Here is a 21,308-nt window from a genome sequence, read left to right on the forward strand (position 1 = left end):
GCAGGACGTGGCGGAGAGCACCGGACGGCACTGGGGCGGCAGCGGCGACTACGTCGAGGGTGAGCGCGTCTTCGCGCCGCCGCACGGCAGCTTCGACCCCGACTGGGTCGCCGGGCTCGTCCTCGACCGGCTCGGCGAGGCCGCGGGACTGCCGCGGACCGCGCTGGCCACGGCGGCGCTCGCGGACGCCGGCCGGCGGGCCGCGGGCACCGGGACCGACGAACGGGCGGCCGCCCTCACCGAGGTCGACGGGGTTCCCGCCGCCACCGCGCGCGCCGTGGTCCGCGCCGTCGACGACTTCGCGGCGGCGTACTCCCTGGACTGACGCGAAGAACTCCCGCCCCCGGAACCCCGGCGCGAAAACCCCGTGCCCGGGAGTTCCGGTCGTGCGGTTGCCCGGAACCGGAGTAGGTCGCCACCGGGTGGGTAGAGGGTTCCTGGGAGGTCGTTGCGTCCGCAGCGACCCGCGGTCCTCCGGAGCAGGTTTCCGGATGCGGCCGTGAGAACACCAGGAGGACGACGATGAGCACACCCGACGGGAGTGGCGCCCACGCTGCCGGGGACCCGCACCCCGACCGCACCCCGAACGGCTCGGCGGGGGCACCGGGAGTTCGTCACGACGTCGCGGACGACCGGCCCGAGGTCCTGCGGCACCGGGGAACGCCCGCCGAGCAGTCTCGCGGCACGACGCGGGACCCGATGGACCGTGCATCGGTCGTGAACCGGGAGAAGAACGCCCACGGCGGGGTGAAGGTCGGCTCGGCCTTCTTCGGCTGGCTCACCGCCACCGGGACCGCGGTCCTGCTGACCGCCCTCCTGGCGGCGACCGGAACGGCCATCGGCATCGCGGGTTCCGGGAGTGTCGGCCAGGCCCTCACCGGCGCCCGGGAGAGCGTCAGCGACGACGCCGGCACGATCGGCGTCGCCGGAGCCGTCGGGGTTCTCGTGGTCCTGCTCGTCGCCTACTTCTGCGGCGGGTACGTGGCAGGGCGCATGGCCAGGTTCAACGGCGTCAAGCAGGGCGTCGCCGTCTGGGTGTGGGCCATCGTCATCGCCGTGGTGGTCGCCGTCGTCGCGGCGGTCGCGGGCCGCGACTACGACGTGCTCGGCCGGCTCAACAGCTTCCCGCGCATCCCCGTCGACTCGGGAACGCTCAGCACGGCCTCGGTCGTCGCCCTGGTCGCCGCGGTCGTCGTCGCCCTCGCCGGAGCAGTTCTCGGTGGACTGGCCGGCATGCGGTTCCACCGTCGCGTCGACCGCGCCGGCCTCGGACGCTGAATCCCGCCAGGACCCCGTCCCCACCTCCCCGTCCGGACCCCTCGCGTTGCGGTGCAACGAGAGCGGATCCGTCCGTCCACCACGCGCCGCCGACCCCCGACGGCGCCGTCGAGAAGGAGAGACATGACCCAGGAACCAGGCAACACGACACCTGGAACGACGGCGGGCCGCGAGCCCCTCGCCTCCGAACTGGCCTACGACGCGCTGACCGGTGGCCAACCCGGAACCCCCGGAACCCCCGGAACCCCCGTTCCGAGCACCACCGACCACGGGGCCACCGCCGCCGGAACCACTGGAACCACCGCCGGTGCCCAGGGCACGGCGAGCGCGACGAAGCAGGAGGCGCAGCAGCAGGTCTCCGACGTCGCCGGAACCGCCAAGGAGCAGGCGTCCGCGGTCGCCGGCACCGCGAAGGAGCAGGCGGGCAACGTCCTGGGCGAGGCCAAGGCCCAGGCCGGCGACCTGTTCGAGGACCTGCGCCGGCAGTTGGCCGAGCAGTCCGACGGGATCCGCGACCGGCTCGCGGAGTTCTTCACCACCGCCGGTTCGGAACTGTCCGACATGGCCGGTGCCGGCGGTGGTTCCGGGTACGCGACGAGCGTCGTGCGCCAGGCCGGTGACCGTGCCTCCGGGTGGGGTGCGCACCTGAGCCACCACGACGCCTCCGACCTGCTCGAGCAGGGCCGGTCCTTCGCCCGGCGCAAGCCCGGGACGTTCCTGCTCGGTGCGGTGGTCGCCGGTGTCGTCGCCGGGCGCCTGACCCGCGGGGCCAAGGCGCACCACGACCGGACGAGCCCCTCCGCCGGTGCGTCGGCGGAACCGGTCGGCGGCCGGCACGCGACCGCGGGCACCACGGAGGAGCTGCTGCCGTACTCCGAGTCCGAGGCGGTCCTGGCGCGGACCGGTCCGAGCACCCTGCCGGGCGCGGAACCGTTCACCTCCCCGGACCCCCGGCCGTGAGCGGCGCGACCGCGGCCACGCCCCCCGGGGGCCCGGACCCGCACGGCCGCCAGGACGACCGCTCCCTGGGGGAGATCGTCAGCAGCATCACCGGGGAGTTCTCCACCCTGGTCCGTCAGGAGATCGCCCTGGCCAAGGCCGAGGCGACCCAGGACGCCAAGGCCGCCGGCAAGGGCGTCGGGTTCCTCGCCGGAGCCGGCGTGGCCGGTCACCTGTTCCTCATCGCCCTCTCGGCCCTCGTCGTCATCGTCCTCGGTGACGCGATCGGGTACGGCTGGTCCGCGCTGGTCGTGACGGTGGTCTGGGCCGTCGTCGCCGCGGTCCTGGCCTCCACCGGCCGCAAGGAACTCCGCCAGATCCCCCCGCCCCTGGAACAGACCCAGCAGAGCTTGAAGGAGGACGCGCAGTGGCTGAAGAACCGCAACAGCTGAAGCACGACATCGAAGGGACGCGCAGCCAGTTGAGCACCGACCTGGACGCGTTGACCGACCGCCTGGACCCCTCGAACGTGGCCCACCGCCAGGTCGAGAAGGTGCGGGCGTCCGTCGGCTCCGGCATCGCCGGCGTCAAGGACCGGGTCCTCGGAACGGCGGACGACGTCCGCGGCTCGGTGGGGGACACGGCCGGCTCGGCGCGTTCCGGGGTGGCCGACGGCGGGGCTGCCGTCAAGGGCCGTACCCGGGGCAACCCCGTGGCGGCCGGCCTCATCGCCTTCGGCGCCGGGTGGCTCATCTCCTCCCTGTTGCCCGCCTCGGAGAAGGAGACGGACGCCGCGGGCACGCTGGTGGAGAAGGCCAAGGAGGCCCCGCTGCTGGACGAGGTGAAGGCCGGCGCGTCCGACGTCGGCTCGTCGCTGGGGGAGAAGGCCAAGGACGCCGCCGCCTCCGTCAAGGAGACCGCTCAGGAGGCGGCCGGCACCGTCCGCAGCGACGCGCAGGACGCGGCCGGGACCGTGAAGGACCACGGGACGAGTGCTGCTCAGGAGGTCCAGGACACCGCGCGGCGGTGACCGCCGGACGCTGAGACGTCGGCCGGCGCAGGAGGGTCACCCCTGCGCCGGTCTCCCTCCGCGACAGGGGCGGATCGCTCTTCGTCGCGCTGGCGTTCGTGTTCCTCATCGCCGCCGTGAACCTGCGCGGGGTGAGCGAGGGCGTTGAGCTCGACGTCGTCCTGACCGTCGTGGAACTCAGCGGTCTGCTGACGGTCATCGGCCTGGGGTTCCGCGACGTCGCTGGCGTCTTCGCGGTCGAGGGTCCCGAGGACCCGGTGACCACGGCCGAGGAGGCGAAGGACCCCGGCCGGTCTTCCCCCTGACGCTGCTGACCGGGTTGAGCACCACGGCCGTCCCCGTGGGGGTGCTGCAGGAAGGCGAGACCCCGCTCGTCGAGGTCGCCCGACCGGCGGGTCCCCGTCAGGCCGCGCCGCCACCGCTCCCGACGACCGGGTGCGCCAGCCAGAGGAGGACGAGGAGCAGGCCCGCGGCCGCCAGCAGCCCGGCGCGGGTGGGGCGGCGGTCCGCCCTCCGCACCGTCTGCACGGCACCGGCACCCGTCACCAGGCACGCCGCGACGGCGAGGCCCCACCCCAGCAGGAACCCGCCGGTGGCGACGGCCTCGACCTGCGTCCTCGTGCAGACGAGGTCGGACGCCGTGAGGACGAGCGCCGCCGTCGCGGCCAGCAGGAGGGCGGCGACCGGGCCGCGGGGCAGCGCGCGCGGGCTGGGCACGTGAGAACGGTAGCGGGGCGGAACGTCCTCGCGCGGAGCCGTCGACGTCCCTACCGTCGGGGTCGTGGGAAGGGTCAACGTCCTCGTCGAGGGAGTCTCCGGCGCCGGGAAGACCTCCGTCGCCACCGAGCTGGAACGCCGCGGCGAGCACGTGGTCCACGGGGACCGGGAACTCGCCTACCAGGGGGATCCTGCGACCGGCGAACCCACCACCGGCCCCCCGCGGCACACGCACCACCTCTGGCGGTTCGACGCCGTCCGGGAGCTCACGGCCGACCCGACCGCCGAGCGGACGTTCTTCTGCGGAGGGTCTCGGAACTGGGCCTGGTTCCTCGACCTGTTCGACCTCGTGGTCGTGCTGCAGGTCGACGAGGAGACGCTGCGGCGCCGGCTCGCCGGTCGTGCCGGGACCGACGAGTTCGGGGCCACCGCGGAGCAACGCGACCTCGTCCTGGGACTGCACCGCACGCAGGATGACGTGCCCGCGGGGACGCCGCTGGACGCGACCCGGCCGGTCGGGGAGGTCGTCGACGACCTGCTGCGCCGGACCGACGGCCTCGGCGGCCCGGCGACCTGGTGAGACGCTCCCCGCCGTCAACGGCGGACGGGGTGGGCGTCCTGCGGGGGTGTCCCGAAGACGGCGGCATTGCGCTCCACGACGGGCTCCGGGGTGAGGTGCGCGGCGCGGACGCGGTCGTAGCGGAACCAGCGCGGACCTCGACGCTCGCGGCACCAGCCGACCAGGTACCAGTGCTCGCCCCGGCGAGCGAGCAGGTGGGGTTCCACGCGGCGACGCGTCGACCTCCCGGCGGCGTCGTCGTAGGTGAGGACGACCACCCGGCGGGTGGCCAGGGCGTCCCCCAGGCACCTCGCGAGCGCGGGATCGACCGGCGGGGGCGAGCCCTCGGCCCGGATCCAGATGCGGGTCCCGAGCTCCTCGACGCGGCGGCGGTCGGCGGGTGCCATGACGTCGAGGACCTTCTCCAGCGCGACGCGGCCGTCCGCGGCGTACGGGGCGTCGGGCTGCGTGGCCAGGGCGGTGGCGACCGCGATCGCCTGCGCGGGAGTCAGGTTGACCGGCGCCAGGGTCGCGCGGGCGTCCAGCACGTACCCGCCGCCGGGTCCGCTCCGGGCCCAGACCGGCACGCCGGCCTGCTGCAGCGCCGAAACGTCGCGCTTGACGGTGCGGGTGCTCACCTCGAGCCAGGCGGCCAGGTGGGCGGCGGTGCGTCCGCGGGGGCCGGCCCGTCGCAGCTCCTCGCTCAGCGCGTGCAGCCTGTCGGTCCGGTTCACGCGGAAAGGGTGACAGGGACGGTGACAGGCTGCTGTCCCCGATGCCCGCGCACCCTGGGGGCATGGCTGAGATCGCACTGTTCCACTCCGTGCTCGGAGTCCGCCCAGGAGTGCACGACGCGGCGCGCCGACTGCGCGCTGCCGGGAACGAGGTGCTGGTCGTCGACCAGTACGACGGCCGCGTGTTCGACGACTACGAGGAGGCGGGCCGGCACGTCGACGCCGTCGGGTTCCCCGCGCTGACGGACCGGGCGCTGGAGGCGGTCACCCCGTTGCGGGACGGGTTCGTCGTGGCCGGCTTCTCCAACGGCGCCGGGATGGCCGAGCACGTCGCCACGCAGCGCGTGTGCGGCGGGGCGCTGCTCTTCTCCGGTGCGCTGCCGTTGGACCTGCTCGGTGGCGTCCGCTGGCGCGGGGAGACGCCGGCGCAGATCCACTACGCCCAGGTCGATCCCTTCCGCCGCCAGGAGTGGATCGACGCCCTCGTCGGTGACATCACCCGGTCCGGGGCCGCTGTGGAGGTCTTCGACTACGCCGGTCGCGGCCACCTGTTCACCGACGCGAGCCTGCCGGCCGAGCACGATCCGCTCGCCGCGGCGACCTTGTGGGAACGGGCTGAGGCGTTCTGCCGCGACGTGAGCTGAGGCGCCGGCCTGTGGGGGTCCGTCCCGCCCCTGGGGACGGGGGACCATGACGACATGACGTGGCCGCGGGTGGACGGACTGCGCGCGCTCGGCCTGGGTGAGCCGGGTCCGGTGCGGGCGGAGCTCAACGCGCTGGTGCTGGCCGGCCGCAAGCGAGCCACGGCCGGTCTGCTCGACGCCGACTACCGCGCCGAGGACGAGCACCTCGAGGTCGTCGGCGAGCGGTTGGTGCTCATCGACGACGACGACCAGCGCCTCGCGCTCGTCGAGGTCACCGACGTCCGCGTCGTGCGGTTCGACGAGGTGACCGACGACTTCGCGCGGGCGGAGGGCGAGGGTTTCGCGGACCGGGAGGACTGGGCCCGCGCCCACCGGGGTTTCTGGCAGCGCTCGGGGAACACCGTCGACGGCGACACCGAGGTCGTGTGCCTGCGCTTCGCCGTCGTGGGGGGCGTCGCCGTCCCGTGACGCGGGGCTCGCAGGTCAGCGCAGACCGTGGGAGCCCGCCGCCGTGGGCGTCTCAGCCGGTGAGGAGGTGGAACTCGTTGCCGTCGGGGTCGGCCAGTTCGACCTCGGCGTCCCCGGAGTCACCAGCGCCTGGGAGGAGGCTCGCCCCGAGCGCGAGGAGCCGTTCGACCTCGGCCGACGGGGACCCGGAGGTCACCGACAGTTCGAGGCGTTGTCGGTTCCTGGAGGGCTTCGGCGCCACGGGCGGCCCGCCCCACGCGATCTTGGTGCCGCCCGCTGGTGACTGGACGGCCGTCTCCTCCTGCTCGTCCCACACCAGGGGCCAGTCGAGTGCCCGCGCCCAGAAGGGCCCGACCCGGCGGGTGCCGTCACAGGCGAGTTCGCCGAGGAACCCGCAACCGGACAGGAAGGCGTTGGTGGGCTCGATGACGCAGAACGCGTTGCCCTCCGTATCGGCGAGCACGACGTGCTCCTCCTCCGGTGACTGTCCGACGTCGAGGTGGCGGGCGCCCAGGTCGAGGGCTGCGGCGACCGTGCGCTGCTGGTCGGTCGCGCTGGTGCTCGTCACGTGCAGGTGCACCCGGCCGGGCCCTGTCCCGTCACCGGCGTCGGGGACGAAGCGCAGGCCGACCTGGGTGTCGCTCCCGGCCAGGAGCGGGCCGCGGGGGTCGTCGAGGATGGAGCGGTGCAGGAGGCCGGCCCAGAAAGCCGCCAGGGACACGGGGTCGCGGGAGTCCAGGCGCAGGGCCACCACTCGGCAGGACACCTCCTGGACGGTAGGCGCCGCCGGGGACCCCGGGCACGTGGTTTCTCGCCCGCCGGGTTCCTGCTCGCGGGAGAAGTTGCTGCGAGGGGCCGGGACGAGGAGAGCGCCCGATCCTCGCCAGGCCGCGGGGGCTCGCACGTCCTGCTCAGCGGGGCTGACCGGGAAGGACACGCAGGGCGTGCAGAAGCGCTGCAGCCGTCGAGCGACCCGCCCGAGGCCCAGGTCCGGTCCTCGGCGTGTTGTCCGATGGGTGCCGCGTTCCGGTACGCCACGGCGTCGTGGGCGGCCTCGGGACGGGCCATCGTGACGTTGCGACATCGCCACGAGCGGGCGTCTTGTCCAAAGGTGTCGCGCGTTGACCGCGGGATGACCGTGAGGTCGCTGGCTGTGTCGAAGCACACGCAGCCGGTCTCGCTCGCTGCGCCGAGCGGGGCTTCGGCCCCGTTGCTGTCCTCGCCGCTGATCGCCGGGCAGGCAAGGTAGCCGGATGCACCCACCCGACGGACACCGCGGCGACAGCTTCCTCTTGCCGCGGACGCGGAGTTGGCCCCTTGCGGTGTCCGTCGGGTGGTGGGTGATCGCAGCCTCGAGCGGTGTCGTCTGCGGCTACCTCTTCGTGGCCGCTCCGGGGTGGGCCGGCTCTGAGGTGCCCGCCGGGACGGTTGGCGGGGTCGGCGCGGCTGTGGCCGTGGCGAGCGTGGTGGCGCACCTGTCCATCCATCCCTGGTGGGGGCCCGCGCTGGTCTGGGTGGCGTTCGTGGTGGGCACGGTGCCGACGCTGGTTGTGGAGGACGCGTTGTGGCTGGTGGCCGCAGTCATGATCGGTGGCCTGGTGGCTGCGAACGTGGCGGTGGTCAACCTACTGGTCCTCGCTGCCAGGGCTTGGGTTCGGCGTCGCCCGTGGGCTCAGAACCGATGAACTTCTCGCTCGCGGCGGGTTCAGGCGGCTGGCGAAGTGCTGGCTCTCCGAATGACCGTGCGCCCGCGCGCACCGCGGGATGACCGTGACGTCAGGGGCGGCGAGATGCCCGCGTGTGAGTCGCTCGCTGTGGTGGGGTGGGAGCCGTCCAGAGAGGTGGGAGATGTCCCGTGTCTGAGGAAGCGCAGTCGTTTCTTCCATCTGCGGTAGTTGACGGGCTTCAGGCGTTGGTCGCCGCAGAAGAGCTCACCGACACGCTGCGTCCGAGCAGCCGCGCTCCGGGGTCACTGGCCTACTCGTGGGCTCCGGTCACCGAGGCCCGGCTGCGTTTGCTGACCGGCTCCCCGATCCCGCGGCTGTCGCCACGAGGAGTCGCTGGGCGACGGGAGGTGCTGGCCGTACCGGGGCGCAACGGCGAGCCGTCCTTCGAGGTGGACGAACTCGGGAGGCCCTCGACGTCGGTATTCGCCGTCTTCTACCTGCCCCGTGACCTGGACTGGCGCCGCGCGGCGGTCTCCTCGGTGTTGAGGCGGGAGGTCACGTCCCTGTACGTGCAGCTGCCGCCGGATGACCGGCCATGGCCGCAGGCGGTGGCCCACCGCCGGCACCGCTTCGTCGCGGACGGCGGCCTGCGGGCCGTGAGCGGCGACGACTTCACAGTCGTGGACGTGGACGGGTGCAGCGTGGGGGTGCAGGTCGACCGCAGCGGGGCGGTCTGCGTGGGCTGGTCGATCGGGCGGTCTTCTGGCGGCATGGCGCGGGTGTGGAACGTGACGATGCTGACTCGGGGGTCGGCGGTGGGGGCGGTGCAGGTGGTGCGAGAGGCCGGCTTGCTGAGGTGAGCGGGACCGCCTACCGCCGGCAAGCCGCGAGGTCGAGAATCTCCTGATCAGCGGGACGACCGTACGTCCGCGCGCACCGCGGGATGACCGCGCGATCGTCGTGTTCGCGGACCCCGGGCGCGTCACACCGAGACGACCTCGATGAGCTGGTCTGCGCCTTTGAGGTCTGCGGCGTTGCGGGTGTAGAGCCGAGCGTCGTGTGCGTGGGCCGTTGCGGCGATGAGCAGGTCCATCGTTCGAGCGCGCGGCTGCCGGCCCACCGCGACGACCGCAGCGGCTAGCTGCCCGTAGCTGGCGGCGACGGATTCGTCCAAGGGCAGGGCGTCGAACCGTCGTTGCAGGAGGGACAAGCGTCGCAACCGTTCGGCTCTGACCGCCGGGTCGGTCGTGACCAGGACGCCGAAGTGCAGTTCGGCCAGCGTCGCGGAGCTGATGGCCAGTTCGCCGGGGAGGGGACCGATGTCGCGGGCGATGACGACACTGGTGTCCATGACCGCTCTCACCGCGGTTCCCAAGGGTCTCGGATCTCGGAGTCGATGAGTTCTCGGTCCTGCTCCCACGTCGGGTCCGCGGGGCCTGAGAAGAGCTCTTCGATGTCGGTCCAGGTGCGCCAGGACCGTGCGTTGGCGGGGACGAGTCGAACGCTGGCCCGACCGGCCACAGTGATGGTGACCTCCTCGCCGGCTTCGACGCGGCGGACGAGATCGGAGGCTTGTTGGCGCAGTTCGCGAAGGCCGACGACTGTCATGGAGTCAAGGTAGCACTTGTGCTACACCATGAGGGTTCGGTCGTGCCGGGGTTCGGGAGACGACGGATTGCGGGATAGCCGTGCGCACCGCGGGATGACCGCGAGGTCATCGTTTCTGAGCCCATCTCGGGCGGGACGGCGAGGTCATCAGCTCGGACATTCTCGGCTGGCAGGCTGGATGCATGACCGGTGGTGGGGGAGCTGCGCGCGGATGGACCAGGGCTGTCGTTTTTCGTGGGCTTGGGTGGGGTGCTCTTGCTGGAGTGGTGGGCGGTGCAGGGCTGGTCGTGCTGATCCTCGCGCTGGGAGCGTTCACCTTCGGGACAGGGGTGGACGCGGTGACGGTTGGCAGCAGTGCGCTGGTGGGAGTGCTGGTTGGCGCGGTGGTCGGCGTCGTGAGCTCGGGTGTCGCTGTCGCCGTGTTGGTGGTGGCCGGTCGCCGGGGTCAGGGTGGGCATCGGTTCGTCGGGGTGTCGGCGGCGGCGGCTGCAGCTGTGGTGGCCGCAGTGGCGGTGCGCCTTCTGGTGGCCACGACGATGGGTGTTCTCGTGGCGCAGGTGGCAGCCGTGCTCGTGGGTCTGGCCGCTCTCGTCGTGGCTATCGTCCTCGTCCGGCGCTTGGTCGTGCTGGTGTCTTGAGGGGCTGTGGTCGCTTGCCGGGCTGCCTGTTCGAGCTGGCTCGTCCCCGGAGGGCGGGATGACCGCGAAGTCGACGTTGCGCCCCTCTTGCGGGCAGCCTGGCTTGGTCTGCCGACGCGGGCAGCTCGAGATGGCGGAGAATGAGGGCCTGCGCGATGGGTCGAGGACGGCAGAGGGAGCGCGGCACGGAGGACGACGGCAGGGGCGCCGGCGTCCGGGTCGGAGGCGATGGGGACGACGACCAGGGCAACCACGCCGAGGTCACCGCCTGACCTGAGTGCGCGAGGTTCGCGGGATGACCGTGACGTCGCCCGAGAGACGAGCGCTCATTCGATACGCGTGCAGAGGTACGCGTTCACCAGCTGAACAAGCGTGGGCTGCTACACAGTGTGGTCATGGTCTGGTTGTTGCTCGTGCTCGCGGGGGTGCTCTCGGCAGTAGCCGGTCTAGCCGTTGCTCGCGCCAACCCGGGTCGCTACTGGCCCGCCATGGGGCTTCCTCCGTCACGTCCGTGGTCGTATTACGCCGCCTACGCCGCCTGCTGTGGTCTGGCTGTCTGGGCCGGAGTGCGAGGTAGTCGAGAGGGCGGCGATCTGTTGTGGCTTGGCACTCTGGGCGCTCTCCTCATCCCGCTGCTTGTTGTGCGCTCGGCCCACAACCGCAGCCTCTCTGACTGACCTGGCATCCGCCCGCGCGACCTGCGGGATGACCGTGCGCTTACGTGCTCGTCCGAGGAGTGAAGATCCGGGAGGCAGACACAGGTGAGTTCAAGGAGAACCCCAGCTCAACTTCCTGCCGTCCGTACAGTCGCAAAGTGGACGGCCCCGCACACACCCCCGAGTCCAAGCGTCAGGTCCGCGCCGCTGCTGCTCCTGGCAGCGGCCGACGCGCTCGAGGTGCCCACTTCAGTCACGCTCACGGCCGTCTCTTCGGCGTGCTGCGCGTCGTCGCCATCACTGCGGTCGTCCTGGCGGTCGTAACCGCTGGTGGCGGGGTGTTGGCGTACTACAAGCTCCAGGGCAACATCAACGCCCAGAACCTCGACGGCCTGACCGGAGCCAAGCCGTCGGACGAGTCGACGGTGGACCCCACGACGGGGCAGGACGCCGTCAACATCCTCGTCATGGGCAGCGACACCCGGGACCTGTCCGACGGCTCCGGCGACGAGTACGGCGGCGAGGCCGCCGACCCCGGGGCCCGCTCGGACACCACGGTCCTGGTGCACCTGGCCGCCGACCGCCAGAGCGCGACGCTGGTCAGCATCCCGCGCGACTCCGAAGTGCAGATCCCGGCGTGCCCGACCTCGGATGGGGGCACGACGAAGGCGACCAAGAGCTTGTTCAACGCCGCGTTCTCCCTCGGCGGTGCGGCCTGCACGATCAGGACCGTCCAAGAGCTGACGAAGGTCCCGATCGACCACTACGTCGTCGTCGACTTCTCCGGCTTCCGCTCCATGGTCGATGCCCTGGGTGGGGTCACGATCTGCACTCCGCAGGCGATCAACGACTCCAAGGCCAACCTGCACCTGAGCGCCGGCACCCACGACGACGTCAACGGCGAGACCGCGCTGGCCTACGCCCGGGCGCGGTACTCCATCGGAGACGGCTCCGACCTCGGCCGTATCGGGCGCCAACAGGCGCTGATGAGCTCGATGGTCCAGAAGGTCACCAGCTCGGCGGTCCTGACCCGCCCGGACAAGCTGTACGCCTTCCTCAACGCCGCGACCAAATCGGTCACCACCGACACCGGGCTGGCGAGCCTGTCGCAGATCGCCTCCTTGGCCCAGAGCCTGCAGAAGATGCCGGCCAACGGGGTGCAGTTCGTCACCGTCCCGACCGAGCCGTACCCGGCCAACCCCAACCGTGTGCAGTGGACGGCGGCGGCGGACACGCTGTGGCAGCAGATCAGCACCGACACCGCCGGCCCCAGCACGGCGACCCCGACGGCATCCCCGACCGCGGCCCCCGGCACCGACCCGGGCACCAGTTCGCAGCTGCTGGTCGCCCCGTCGAAGATCTCCGTGCAGGTCCTCAACGTGGGCGGGACGGCCGGGGTCGCCGGGACGGTGTCGAAGGCGCTGACCGGGGTCGGCTTCGTCGCCGCGGGCACCGGCGACGGCACCGCCCACTCCACCGCAGACGTCCTCGTCCGCTACGGCACGGGCCGGCAGGACTCGGCGAACACGGTCGCCGCGGCCCTGGGCGGGGCGACGACCCAGCTCGACCCGAGCCTGGGCAAGAACATCGTCGTCGAGGTGAAGACAACGACGACGGTCACGGACGTACGGTCGCGGGTCACGGGCACGCCCGCGGCGGCACCGACGCCGACCCCGACGATCACGGGCCGGGTCGCCTCGGACAACATCTGCGCCTGAGCGCACCCGCTCCTGTGCGTTCCTCGCAACAGGTCGCGCTCTGCTCCGCCAAGCCGCGCGGCCGGCGACGTCCTGGTCAGCGGGATGACCGTGAAGTCCCGGACGTCTCCGCGCGGAACGGCAGACTGCCTGAGTGAGCAACGCCCTGGCCGTGGAGGCCCTGCTGCATCTGGTCCGCGTCATGGAAGCCGCTGAGACGGCGGAGAGCGCTCATCAGGAGGCGTACGAGGCCGAGCTGACGGCGACCGGTGCCCGGCACCGGGAGCAGGCCCGTGCCGCTGCGGCTGCAGCTCGCGAGCAGGTGATGTCGTGGCAGGACGAAATCGGTCGGGCTCGAGCGGACGTGCTCTGGCAGCTGGGGCAGAGCGAAGCGGACTGGTCGAGCTGGCTGGTCAAGCACACCAGCCTGCGTGGCCTACCACGTGCCTCCGGTGCTGCCTGAGTCCTTCACGTCCCGCACCGACCGTGTCGCGCTCAACGCGGGATGACCGTGCGCCCGCGCACCGCGGGATGACCGTGCGGTCGGTCATGCGGCTGTACTCAGGGGCGGGCCACAAAGGAGACAGGGTCGTCATCCTCGGGTGTGATCCATAGCGGCTCGTTGCCGTCGTCGATCCGCCACCGCGTCACCTGCCCCAGGTCTCCGGCCCAGTCCAAGACCTCGACTGCCACGCTCAGCCCCGTGCCCGGCTCAGCTGAGTCGAGGGAAGGCATGGCCGCGAGCAGTCGGTGGCCGACGGCAGCTGGGCAGATCGTGGATCCGGCCGCCACGAGGGTGACTTCCCACCATTGAGCATTCTCCAGGCTGGGCTGCACGTTGGAGACGGAGTACGTGTAGATCACCGGTTCAGCATGGCCGTGCCAACTGCTCGTGGAGGGTACTTTCGCTCGGCTGGCGGGATGACCGTGCGCCGCGCGCACCGCGGGATGACCATGACGTTGAGTCCTCGCTCTCGCGACAGCCGCCGCGAGGTCACCGCGGACCCCAATGCGGTGGACTCGCCCACTTCGTCTCTGAGTCACTGAGGGAGTGATCGACGAGACCGACTCGGTGCCCGCACAGCTGCGTGCTCTGGGCTACCCCGACGCACACTGGCTGGCCGCGGGTATGGAGGCTGATGTCTACGCCCTTGACGAGCAGACCGTCGCCCGGCTGCCCCGGGAGGCGGCTGCGGCCGGTGCGGCGCCCATGGAGCCTGTGGAGCAACTGCTTGAGCAGCTGAATCAGTCTCGGCTCCCGTTCGCTGTCCCCGCCCCGCTGGGCCGCCTCACCCTGCCCGACGGCCGTTCCTTGCTGCGTCAGCCGCGCCTGCATGGCCGCAGCATCGGAGACTTCTACGACCCAGCCGCCGGGCGCCTTGACCCCCGCGCCGAGCAGGCGTTGGCCGACCTGCTGAGCGCGCTGCGCACCATCCCGCACCCGCAACCGATCGAGATGCCCGACCTGCCGCTCCTGGGCGACTCCATGGTGACCACGGCCCAGCCGTGGGCGGCGACCTTGCAGCGGCTGCTGGAGGATCGCACCCGCCGCTTCGGGGGCCTGCTGCGGGCGCACGTTGATTGCCTGGATGACCTGGTGGAAGGCTGCGACGCCTTCCTGGCCAGTCGCGGCGACGTGGCGGTCGCGTTGCAGCACGGTGACATCTGCCCGGAGAACGTGCTGGTCGATGACGACTGCCGGCTCACCGCGGTCCTGGACTGGGGCTTCCTGACCATGCTGGCCGATCCGGTGCTGGAGATGGCGCTGACGTCGGGCTTCTTCGACATGTACGGCCCGCATGCCCTGCGCACCGAACGGCGCCTGAGTGACCTGTTCGCCGAGGCGTTCGACGTCAAGCACGCGGACGTTCTGCGGTTCAAGGCGGTGTACGCCCTCATCGGCGCGAACGCGTACAGCGGCACAGCCGACGGGCACTTCCAGTGGTGCGCCGCGGTGCTGCGACGGCCCGACGTCCGCTCCGCCGTCCTGCTGTAGACCGCCAACCTGGCGTCAGCTGGTCGCGTGGTCATCGTCGCGTCCGTGACGTCGCCGGATGCCAGCGACAGCGCGCACAACGCGGGATGACCGTGCGCCCGCGCGCACCGCGGGATGACCGTGCGCCCGCGCGCACCGCGGGATGACCGTGAAGTCCCGGACGTCTCCGCGCGGAACGGCAGACTGCCTGAGTGAGCAACGCCCTGGCCGTGGAGGCCCTGCTGCATCTGGTCCGCGTCATGGAAGCCGCTGAGACGGCGGAGAGCGCTCATCAGGAGGCGTACGAGGCCGAGCTGACGGCGACCGGTGCCCGGCACCGGGAGCAGGCCCGTGCCGCTGCGGCTGCAGCTCGCGAGCAGGTGATGTCGTGGCAGGACGAAATCGGTCGGGCTCGAGCGGACGTGCTCTGGCAGCTGGGGCAGAGCGAAGCGGACTGGTCGAGCTGGCTGGCCAAGCACACCAGCCTGCGGGGCTTGCCACGTGCCTCCGGTGCTGTCTGAGTCCCTCATCCTGAATCGACCGCTCCGCGCGCACCGCGGGATGACCGTGACGTCGCCTGGCGACCTTGCGGACGGACCTTCGCCTAAGCAAGGTCGGCCAGGACCCGCTGAACGAAGGCCGTCTTGTGCTGGGTGTAGGTGTACCGGTCTGCGGCGTGGGAGGTGGCTAAGGCGCGCTTCAACGCTTCGTACTCCGCCCGTAGTGCCGGGTCTGCTCGGAGGGAGTCACGGAATTGGAGGTAGGCCTGCCATCGAGGACCGTCCATGACGACGACGTGGATTAGGTGCGTTCGCCAGCCGGGCTCGCGTCCGAAGACACGGTCATCGGGGATGCCGACGTCCCCGGGGTAGTCGTAGCCGAGTCGGCTCATCTCCTCGGCCATGGCGTCTGCGTGCAGCAGGTCCTGGACGCCGACGCAGATGTCGATGATGGGCTTGGCGGCCAGGCCGGGGACGGCAGTGCTGCCGATGTGCTCAACGCGCCCAGTCCAGCGGGCCAGGGCGTCCTGCAACCGGTGGCGCTCTGCGCTGCCGGCCTCGGCCCAGGCGGGCGAGTAGGGGACCAGGTGCACCCCGTTGTTGCGCAGTCCCAGCGTCATGGCGATGACGGTGCCAGGCAGGACAGCCGTCGGGCTAGGGAGTACCAACAGACAAGCGCGAACCGCTCGCAGATCGTCAAGACCGTGAAGTCGCCAGCCCCGACAGCGCGCACAACGCGGGATGACCGTGGAGTTGCTTGCGCCCTAGGTGTACCCGGCCATCACATTGGTGCCAGCCGGCTGACCGGCGGTAGACCACCGAGTGCGCTGTGACGGCGTTGAGTGTTGTAGTGCTCGATCCAGGGCGCAAGAGCAGCGGTGCGTTCGGCGTTGCTGGTGAACACCTGCCGGTAGGCCCACTCGGTGGCCAGGGTCCGATTCAGGCGCTCGACCTTGCCGTTCTGCCACGGGCAGTGCGGACGGATGAACTTCTGCCGCGCTCCCAGCGCGGCGCAGACCCCATGTAGCGACCAGCGATAAGCCCAGGCGTTATCGGTCATGACCCGCTCGATGCGAGCGATCCCGCGATGGGCGAAGTAGGCCGCAGCGCGAGTCAGGAAACCGGCACAGGTCGGGCCCTTCTCATCAGCAAGGACCTCGGAGTACGCCAGCCGGGAGTGGTCATCGACCAGGGAGTGCACGTAGTCGTAGCCGACCTTGGTGCTGCGGTCGCGGGTCTTCTCCCGATCTGCGCGCCCATGGGCGCGCCAGCCGCCGCCGTCGGGGATGCGACCGATCTTCTTGACGTCCATGTGCACCAGCGCACCGGGATAGGCCCGTTCGTAGCGGACGGCAGTGACCTTCGAGGAGCGCAACACCGCACCGGTCATGGGGTCCAGGGCGGATAGGTGCGGGACGCCGTGGCGGGCCAGGACGCGCGAGACCGTTCGCGCCGGGACGCCGAGCTGAGCACCCAGCTCGTCGGGTCCACGGCGTTCGCGGGTGCGGAGCTCGACGATGCGTTCCTCGACCTCGTGGGGGGTTCGTGTCGGACTGTGGTGAGGGCGGCTGGAGCGGTCCTGCAGCCCGTCGAGGCCTTCGGTCTCGTAGCGGGTGATCCAGGTGCGCACGCACTTGCGGGAGATGCCCATCGCGGCGGCGATGTGGGCCTGTGCCCAGCCTTGGCGGTGGCGTTGGACGATCAGCAGCCGGCCGTGGACGGTGGTGCGGGCGTTAGCGTGGGCCACGAGGACCTCCGGGTGGATGTGGACCTTCGACAAGTCACACCCCACTCGGAGGTCCTCCTGCGTTCAAGCCGACGCGCTGTCACCAACGTCCTGGCCGGGTACACCTAGGCGCCTGCCGATCGCGCGTCCACGTAGGGCGGGGGGTCAAGTGGAGGTCAATCAACAGCCACGTGTAGGTGCCACGCGTTCTCACGGCAGCGCCGCACCAGGTCGGCGGCCTCTTGAAGGGCGGCGAGGTGGCCAGGCTCCTGGGCCAGCACTTGAGCGTGCAGTAGGTCGTGCGCGAGCTGATCCAGGTCCTCGGGGCGGTAGTGCTGGTCCTGCAACGGACTCCACCGTCCCAGCTCCGGCAGACCGGCGGCGTAGCGGTCATCGGGCGAGAAGTGGTGGAGGAAGCTCTCCAACTCTGCCTCGGTGGCGCCGTTGTCTGGCTCTTCGGATCTGCGGGTGGCAAGTCCTACCTTGTTCCCGTGCTAGTGGTCAGTGCAGGCTAGGAGCAGGGCTTCGCGGAGCAGGGTGATGGCGGGGTCGTCGTTCTGGTTGCTCCGGTGGGCGACGCTGACGATGCGGGCGGGGGCGTCGCGCAGGACGAGGGTGGTCAGCTCTTCGTGCAGGGGTGGTCGGCCCATCCGGGGGACGAGAGCCAGCGCCAGACCGTGGCGGGCGAGTTCCAGGTGGAGGGTGAAGTCAGGGACCTCGGCCACGATGTCGGGGCGCTGCCCACTTCGGGCGAACATGTGCAGTAGCCAGTCGTGGCAGACCGTTCCCGTTCCGGTGGAAACCCACCCGCGTGCGGTCAACTGCTTCACGCTCACAGCGTCGACGGGGGTGTCGCCGGCACGGTGATCCTGGTCAGCACCCGGGGAAATGCCTGCGAGCGGGTCGTCGCGGCGGCAGATGACGTCGGCGGGGTCGTGGTGGGCGCCGATGACGGTGAGGCTGGGATGGACCGGGGTGGGCTGGCCCTGCCAGTGGTGCACGAGAGCGATGTCGACAGCACCGGCGGTCAGGGCGGGCAGGGCCCGGTCGGGGTCCATCTCGATCAGCGACCAGGTCAGGCCCGGTTGCTCGTGGCGCAGGCGTGTCAAGACGGTCACGACGTGTGCACGCAGGGCGGTGGCGAACGCAGCGATGCGCACGTGTCCGACGACCTGCGTCGGCTGGCGCGGGTCGCCCTCACCGGAGCCGGTGAGAACGTGAGCCAGCTGGTCGGCCAAGGGCAGCGCAGCCTCCAGCAGGGCATGGGCTGTGGGAGTCAGCACGATGCGACGGCCACTGGCGAGGGTGAGGACGCGACCGCTCGCCCGTTCCAGACGCTTGATCTGCTGGCTGAGGGCGGAAGGGCTCAGGTGCAGGACACCGGCCGCGGCGGTGACGGTGCCGTGGACGTGCACAGCCTGCAGTGCGCGCAGGCACGTCAGTTCGTCCATGGCCGACCTCCATGCAGTTCTGCTTCACGCTTTGGCCCCTCATTGTGCGATGGACGGTCAAGGTCGTGCTGCACGAGACTGCGCCCAGCCCGCCCGGGTGAGCCAGGCCAGCAACCAGGTCACGGGTGCTGGCCGAATAGTTCGACGGTGGTATCGACAAAGGTGGGGAGTGCGTCGTGGTGTCGTGGGCAGCTGCGGGCGGGGTGGTCATCATCGCTCTGGGCATGGTCCTGACCCCGGGTCCGAACATGGTGTATCTGGCTTCGCGGTCCATCGCGCAGGGCCGGCGAGCTGGGCTGATCTCCCTCACCGGTGTCGTAGCGGGCTTCGTGGTCTACCTGGCCGCGGCCGCGACCGGGTTGTCGGCGGTGTTCGCCGCGGTGCCGGCGGCCTTCGACGTGGTCAAGGTTGCGGGTGCCTGCTACCTGCTCTACCTGGCCTGGGGGATGCTGCGTCCTGGCGGTCGGTCCCCGTTCGCTCCTGCCCGACTGGCCCCGCACTCCGGGCGGCGCTTGTTCCTCCTGGGGCTGACGACGAACCTGCTCAACCCCAAGATCGCGCTGATGTACGCGGCGCTACTCCCGCAGTTCATCACCGCCGACGCGGGGCCGACGTGGCAGCAGTTTCTGCAGTTGGGGGCGGTGCAGATCGCCGTCGCGGTCACCGTCAACGGCGCCATCGTGCTGGGCGCAGCCGGCATCTCCAGTTGGTTGCAGGCGCGTCCGCGTGTGATGCAGGTGCAGCGGGTGGTGGCGGGCAGCGTCCTGGCGGTGTTCGCGGTCAAGATGGTCACGACCTCAACACCGCGCTGATCTCACGACGGGGAATCGCACGGTAGGACCACGCCAATGGCGACACCCGTGGATCGCCGCGGGGACGACCTCCTCGGCTTGGACGGCATCCACCTGGTAAGCGTCGAACGCTGCGATCCCGTCGCAGCTGCGGACCGGTCACGCGGACTCCTGCGTCTCACCGTCGAGACTTCTCGGCCTTCCGTGGTTGCCTGCGCCCGCTGCGGGGTCATCGCCACCGACCACGGTCGTCGTGAGCATCGACTGGCCGATGCGCCCTGCTTCGGAACTCCGGTCCAGCTCATCTGGCGCAAGCGGCGCTGGCGCTGCCGCGAACCCCGCTGTCCGACCGGCGTCTGGTCCGAGGAGCACCCGGCGCTGCCCGCACGGTCCAAGCTCACCGCCCGGGCCGTGGCCTGGGCGGTGCAGACGTTGCGCTGGGACGACTCCACTGTCTCGGCCTTGGCGCGTCAGCTCGGGGTGGACTGGCACACCCTCATGGACGCCGTCCGCGCGCACGCGGCCGACTACCTGGACGCGGCGCCCGCCCGATCTGCGCGGCTGGCTGGCGTCGACACCCTCGGCGTCGATGAGCACATCTGGCGTCCTTCAGCCCGGCACCGCGACCGGGCGGTCACCTCCATCGTCGACCTCACCCGCGACGAGGACGGCCGAACTCACGCCCGCCTGCTCGACGTCACCCTCGGCCGCTCTGGACCGGTCTACGCCACCTGGATCCGCCAGCAGACCGGAGAGTTCGTCGACGGCATCACCCACGCCGCCCTCGACCCCTTCCGCGGCTACGCCAACGCCATCCGCACCGAACTGCCCGACGACACCGTCACCGTCCTGGACGCCTTCCACGTCGTCAAGCTCGCTTCCACCGCGATGGATGAGGTCCGCCGCCGCGTCCAGCAGACCACCCTGGGTCGGCGCGGACAACGCGACGACCCGCTCTACCGCATCCGCCGCCTGCTGACCACGGCCCGCGAGAACCTCACCGACCGCGGCCAGGCCCGCCTGGAGGCCGCACTGCAGACTGGAGACCCAGGGTTGGAGGTCACCGTCGCCTGGCACGCCTACCAGGACCTGCGCTCGATGTTCCACGCCCCGACGCCAACCGCGGGCCGGGCGGTCGCGCAGCGGGTGCTCGAGAGCTTTCATCGCTGCCCGATCCCCGAGATTGCCCGGTTGGGGCGAACGCTGCAGTCGTGGCGGACCGAGGTGCTGGCCTACTTCGACGACGACCCACACCGGTACGGCATCAGCAACGGCGGCACCGAGGCCATCAACCTGATCATCGAGAAGACCCGTCGCCTGGCCCACGGATTCCGCAACTTCAGCAACTACCGCATCCGCATCCTGCTGGCCGCTGACGGAACCCGTCCCTGGCGGCCGCGCGGGCGGAGGTCAGGGTGAGCTTCCCACCCGTAGATCCGAAGAGCCCGTTGTCTGCGTGAATCTCAGTGGGGCGTTGCTGGCGCCGCTCAGCGCGAGTCATCCGCTTGCGAAGGCGTGCAGCGCGAGGACTTACCTCTCCCTCGGTCGTGGCGATCATCGACAAGCCCACTGCTTAGCCCTCCTAGATGTCGTCGAGCGCGATAGCGGCACCTGGCTGGATGTGGATGCTCCCACGGCTCGCCATCTGCACGTCGGCACATGAGGGCACCGGTGGGAGCCCACGACCACACTGCGGATTGCGGGATGACCGTGCGCTTCGCGCGCACCGCGGGATGAGCGTGCGCCCGCGCGCACCGCGGAATGACCGTGAGGTCGCACGCCTTCGTAGCTCGAAGACGTGTATCAAGCTCGCGGCGCCCCGATGATCTAGTCATGAGCAGCACTCGACGTCCCGCCCAGCCCTGGGTACGCGGAGCCCTGGTGGGGACGATCACGGGAGTCGTGGCCGCCGGTCTGGCGGTAGGCATCGCCAACGACTCTCTCTGGACAGGCTTGCTCGTCGGAGTCGTCATCGCAGCGATCATGGCGGGTCTGATCCTTCTCGCAGCCCGGTTGTCCCAGCGGTAGTCCACTCGCGATCGTCCGCAGATCGGCATGACCGCAAGATCATCGGCGGCCGGGATCGCTCGGATCGCGGGATGACCGTGCGCACCGCGGGATGACCGTGAGGTGGTGAGCAAGACGGAGCTGAGAGCGGGCCCGCGCACAGCCGCCGCCGGCACGCCACCCGCGAGGCCAGCAAATGGCTGTCGGTTCGAGATGCCCCGCT

28 protein-coding genes are annotated in these 21,308 nt (G+C 71.1%); 18 read left to right on the plus strand and 10 right to left on the minus strand.

Translation table 11 applies throughout. The annotated features are described in order from the left end of the window. Positions 1 to 7 precede the first annotated feature (7 nt). From ACFEMC_RS22765 to ACFEMC_RS22790, 6 genes are all read left to right on the plus strand, one after another. Complete coding sequence (locus ACFEMC_RS22765) at positions 8 to 325, plus strand: hypothetical protein (protein WP_380172172.1); 318 nt, start codon at positions 8 to 10, stop codon at positions 323 to 325. Between the two features lie 197 nt (positions 326 to 522). Then, entirely contained in the window at positions 523 to 1,278 is a 756-nt protein-coding gene (locus tag ACFEMC_RS22770; RefSeq protein ID WP_380172174.1) for a hypothetical protein, read from the plus strand. 123 nt (positions 1,279 to 1,401) lie between these two features. Beyond that, complete coding sequence (locus tag ACFEMC_RS22775; RefSeq protein WP_380172176.1) at positions 1,402 to 2,238, plus strand: hypothetical protein; 837 nt, start codon at positions 1,402 to 1,404, stop codon at positions 2,236 to 2,238. Beyond that, positions 2,235 to 2,669, plus strand: coding sequence for a phage holin family protein (locus tag ACFEMC_RS22780; RefSeq protein WP_380172178.1), 435 nt, complete (start codon positions 2,235 to 2,237; stop codon positions 2,667 to 2,669). Before ACFEMC_RS22775 ends, ACFEMC_RS22780 begins: the two co-directional genes overlap by 4 nt. Continuing rightward, a complete protein-coding gene (locus tag ACFEMC_RS22785) occupies positions 2,645 to 3,247 on the plus strand; it encodes a DUF3618 domain-containing protein (RefSeq protein ID WP_380172180.1) in 603 nt (200 codons plus the stop codon). The genes ACFEMC_RS22780 and ACFEMC_RS22785 overlap by 25 nt, the downstream gene beginning before the upstream one ends. 98 nt (positions 3,248 to 3,345) lie before the next feature. Next, on the plus strand, positions 3,346 to 3,552 hold the full coding sequence (locus tag ACFEMC_RS22790; RefSeq protein ID WP_380172182.1) for a hypothetical protein: 207 nt from the start codon (positions 3,346 to 3,348) through the stop codon (positions 3,550 to 3,552). Positions 3,553 to 3,649: 97 nt separating this feature from the next. On the opposite strand, the gene ACFEMC_RS22795 is transcribed toward ACFEMC_RS22790, so the two are convergent. Further along, positions 3,650 to 3,964 carry a hypothetical protein gene (locus ACFEMC_RS22795; RefSeq protein ID WP_380172184.1) on the minus strand — a complete coding sequence of 105 codons (315 nt, stop codon included), beginning with the start codon at positions 3,962 to 3,964 and terminating at the stop codon, positions 3,650 to 3,652. Between the two features lie 64 nt (positions 3,965 to 4,028). Here ACFEMC_RS22795 and ACFEMC_RS22800 point away from each other — a divergent pair, with 64 nt between their 5' ends. Then, on the plus strand, positions 4,029 to 4,544 hold the full coding sequence (locus tag ACFEMC_RS22800; RefSeq protein WP_380172186.1) for an AAA family ATPase: 516 nt from the start codon (positions 4,029 to 4,031) through the stop codon (positions 4,542 to 4,544). A 14-nt stretch (positions 4,545 to 4,558) separates the two neighbouring features. Here ACFEMC_RS22800 and ACFEMC_RS22805 read toward each other — a convergent pair whose 3' ends face one another. Beyond that, a complete protein-coding gene (locus ACFEMC_RS22805; protein WP_380172188.1) occupies positions 4,559 to 5,257 on the minus strand; it encodes a helix-turn-helix transcriptional regulator in 699 nt (232 codons plus the stop codon). Between the two features lie 62 nt (positions 5,258 to 5,319). Here ACFEMC_RS22805 and ACFEMC_RS22810 point away from each other — a divergent pair, with 62 nt between their 5' ends. Continuing rightward, complete coding sequence (locus ACFEMC_RS22810) at positions 5,320 to 5,901, plus strand: dienelactone hydrolase family protein (RefSeq protein WP_380172190.1); 582 nt, start codon at positions 5,320 to 5,322, stop codon at positions 5,899 to 5,901. 54 nt (positions 5,902 to 5,955) lie between these two features. Beyond that, positions 5,956 to 6,369, plus strand: a complete 414-nt coding sequence (locus ACFEMC_RS22815; RefSeq protein ID WP_380172192.1) for an ASCH domain-containing protein — start codon at positions 5,956 to 5,958, stop codon at positions 6,367 to 6,369. 52 nt (positions 6,370 to 6,421) lie between these two features. Here the strand turns inward: ACFEMC_RS22815 and ACFEMC_RS22820 are convergent, their stop codons facing one another. Beyond that, positions 6,422 to 7,135, minus strand: coding sequence for a VOC family protein (locus ACFEMC_RS22820; protein ID WP_380172194.1), 714 nt, complete (start codon positions 7,133 to 7,135; stop codon positions 6,422 to 6,424). A 574-nt stretch (positions 7,136 to 7,709) separates the two neighbouring features. Between ACFEMC_RS22820 and ACFEMC_RS22825 the strand changes: the two genes are divergently transcribed. Further along, on the plus strand, positions 7,710 to 8,054 hold the full coding sequence (locus tag ACFEMC_RS22825; RefSeq protein WP_380172196.1) for a hypothetical protein: 345 nt from the start codon (positions 7,710 to 7,712) through the stop codon (positions 8,052 to 8,054). Positions 8,055 to 8,224: 170 nt separating this feature from the next. After that, the gene (locus tag ACFEMC_RS22830; protein WP_380172198.1) at positions 8,225 to 8,896 is read left to right on the plus strand and encodes a hypothetical protein; all 672 of its coding nucleotides are present in this window, start codon (positions 8,225 to 8,227) and stop codon (positions 8,894 to 8,896) included. Between the two features lie 122 nt (positions 8,897 to 9,018). Here the strand turns inward: ACFEMC_RS22830 and ACFEMC_RS22835 are convergent, their stop codons facing one another. Continuing rightward, complete coding sequence (locus ACFEMC_RS22835) at positions 9,019 to 9,387, minus strand: type II toxin-antitoxin system VapC family toxin (RefSeq protein ID WP_380172200.1); 369 nt, start codon at positions 9,385 to 9,387, stop codon at positions 9,019 to 9,021. A gap of 8 nt (positions 9,388 to 9,395) precedes the next feature. After that, positions 9,396 to 9,644: a type II toxin-antitoxin system Phd/YefM family antitoxin gene (locus ACFEMC_RS22840; protein WP_380172202.1), complete on the minus strand. Its 249-nt coding sequence runs from the start codon at positions 9,642 to 9,644 to the stop codon at positions 9,396 to 9,398. Positions 9,645 to 9,931: 287 nt separating this feature from the next. On the opposite strand from ACFEMC_RS22840, the gene ACFEMC_RS22845 reads away from it, so the two are divergent. The 3 genes from ACFEMC_RS22845 to ACFEMC_RS22855 all read left to right on the plus strand — a co-directional run bounded on the left by ACFEMC_RS22845 (position 9,932) and on the right by ACFEMC_RS22855 (position 13,098). Next, positions 9,932 to 10,282, plus strand: a complete 351-nt coding sequence (locus ACFEMC_RS22845) for a hypothetical protein (protein ID WP_380172204.1) — start codon at positions 9,932 to 9,934, stop codon at positions 10,280 to 10,282. Between the two features lie 934 nt (positions 10,283 to 11,216). After that, positions 11,217 to 12,656 (plus strand): LCP family protein, encoded by a 1,440-nt coding sequence (locus ACFEMC_RS22850; protein ID WP_380172206.1) that lies wholly within the window; start codon positions 11,217 to 11,219, stop codon positions 12,654 to 12,656. Between the two features lie 133 nt (positions 12,657 to 12,789). Then, positions 12,790 to 13,098, plus strand: coding sequence for a hypothetical protein (locus tag ACFEMC_RS22855; protein ID WP_380172208.1), 309 nt, complete (start codon positions 12,790 to 12,792; stop codon positions 13,096 to 13,098). 98 nt (positions 13,099 to 13,196) lie between these two features. Here ACFEMC_RS22855 and ACFEMC_RS22860 read toward each other — a convergent pair whose 3' ends face one another. After that, the gene (locus tag ACFEMC_RS22860) at positions 13,197 to 13,499 is read right to left on the minus strand and encodes a hypothetical protein (protein ID WP_380172210.1); all 303 of its coding nucleotides are present in this window, start codon (positions 13,497 to 13,499) and stop codon (positions 13,197 to 13,199) included. Between the two features lie 187 nt (positions 13,500 to 13,686). Here ACFEMC_RS22860 and ACFEMC_RS22865 point away from each other — a divergent pair, with 187 nt between their 5' ends. Beyond that, complete coding sequence (locus tag ACFEMC_RS22865; protein WP_380172212.1) at positions 13,687 to 14,631, plus strand: phosphotransferase family protein; 945 nt, start codon at positions 13,687 to 13,689, stop codon at positions 14,629 to 14,631. A gap of 191 nt (positions 14,632 to 14,822) precedes the next feature. Next, positions 14,823 to 15,131: a hypothetical protein gene (locus ACFEMC_RS22870; RefSeq protein ID WP_380172214.1), complete on the plus strand. Its 309-nt coding sequence runs from the start codon at positions 14,823 to 14,825 to the stop codon at positions 15,129 to 15,131. An 83-nt stretch (positions 15,132 to 15,214) separates the two neighbouring features. On the opposite strand, the gene ACFEMC_RS22875 is transcribed toward ACFEMC_RS22870, so the two are convergent. From ACFEMC_RS22875 to ACFEMC_RS22890, 4 genes are all read right to left on the minus strand, one after another. After that, positions 15,215 to 15,730, minus strand: a complete 516-nt coding sequence (locus ACFEMC_RS22875; protein WP_380172216.1) for a GrpB family protein — start codon at positions 15,728 to 15,730, stop codon at positions 15,215 to 15,217. A gap of 161 nt (positions 15,731 to 15,891) precedes the next feature. After that, a complete protein-coding gene (locus ACFEMC_RS22880) occupies positions 15,892 to 16,857 on the minus strand; it encodes an IS481 family transposase (RefSeq protein WP_380176910.1) in 966 nt (321 codons plus the stop codon). A 155-nt stretch (positions 16,858 to 17,012) separates the two neighbouring features. Continuing rightward, the gene (locus tag ACFEMC_RS22885; protein WP_380172218.1) at positions 17,013 to 17,261 is read right to left on the minus strand and encodes a hypothetical protein; all 249 of its coding nucleotides are present in this window, start codon (positions 17,259 to 17,261) and stop codon (positions 17,013 to 17,015) included. Positions 17,262 to 17,330: 69 nt separating this feature from the next. Further along, a complete protein-coding gene (locus ACFEMC_RS22890) occupies positions 17,331 to 18,287 on the minus strand; it encodes a LysR family transcriptional regulator (protein ID WP_380172220.1) in 957 nt (318 codons plus the stop codon). Positions 18,288 to 18,463: 176 nt separating this feature from the next. Here ACFEMC_RS22890 and ACFEMC_RS22895 point away from each other — a divergent pair, with 176 nt between their 5' ends. Then, entirely contained in the window at positions 18,464 to 19,099 is a 636-nt protein-coding gene (locus ACFEMC_RS22895) for a LysE family translocator (protein ID WP_380172222.1), read from the plus strand. A 36-nt stretch (positions 19,100 to 19,135) separates the two neighbouring features. Then, positions 19,136 to 20,497 carry an ISL3 family transposase gene (locus ACFEMC_RS22900; RefSeq protein WP_380172224.1) on the plus strand — a complete coding sequence of 454 codons (1,362 nt, stop codon included), beginning with the start codon at positions 19,136 to 19,138 and terminating at the stop codon, positions 20,495 to 20,497. The last annotated feature ends 811 nt before the right edge of the window (positions 20,498 to 21,308 follow it).

It is taken from the genome of Kineococcus sp. DHX-1 (genome assembly GCF_042473625.1).
In the GTDB taxonomy this organism is placed as follows: domain Bacteria; phylum Actinomycetota; class Actinomycetes; order Actinomycetales; family Kineococcaceae; genus Kineococcus.

Excerpts from the sequence above, each read along its gene's own strand:
- ACFEMC_RS22840 (WP_380172202.1), bottom strand. The coding sequence starts at position 9,644 with ATGACAGTCGTCGGCCTTCGCGAACTGCGCCAACAAGCCTCCGATCTC.
- ACFEMC_RS22810 (WP_380172190.1), top strand. The coding sequence starts at position 5,320 with ATGGCTGAGATCGCACTGTTCCACTCCGTGCTCGGAGTCCGCCCAGGA.
- ACFEMC_RS22890 (WP_380172220.1), bottom strand. The coding sequence starts at position 18,287 with ATGGACGAACTGACGTGCCTGCGCGCACTGCAGGCTGTGCACGTCCAC.
- ACFEMC_RS22835 (WP_380172200.1), bottom strand. The coding sequence starts at position 9,387 with ATGGACACCAGTGTCGTCATCGCCCGCGACATCGGTCCCCTCCCCGGC.
- ACFEMC_RS22775 (WP_380172176.1), top strand. The coding sequence starts at position 1,402 with ATGACCCAGGAACCAGGCAACACGACACCTGGAACGACGGCGGGCCGC.
- ACFEMC_RS22770 (WP_380172174.1), top strand. The coding sequence starts at position 523 with ATGAGCACACCCGACGGGAGTGGCGCCCACGCTGCCGGGGACCCGCAC.
- ACFEMC_RS22900 (WP_380172224.1), top strand. The coding sequence starts at position 19,136 with ATGGCGACACCCGTGGATCGCCGCGGGGACGACCTCCTCGGCTTGGAC.
- ACFEMC_RS22815 (WP_380172192.1), top strand. The coding sequence starts at position 5,956 with ATGACGTGGCCGCGGGTGGACGGACTGCGCGCGCTCGGCCTGGGTGAG.
- ACFEMC_RS22875 (WP_380172216.1), bottom strand. The coding sequence starts at position 15,730 with ATGACGCTGGGACTGCGCAACAACGGGGTGCACCTGGTCCCCTACTCG.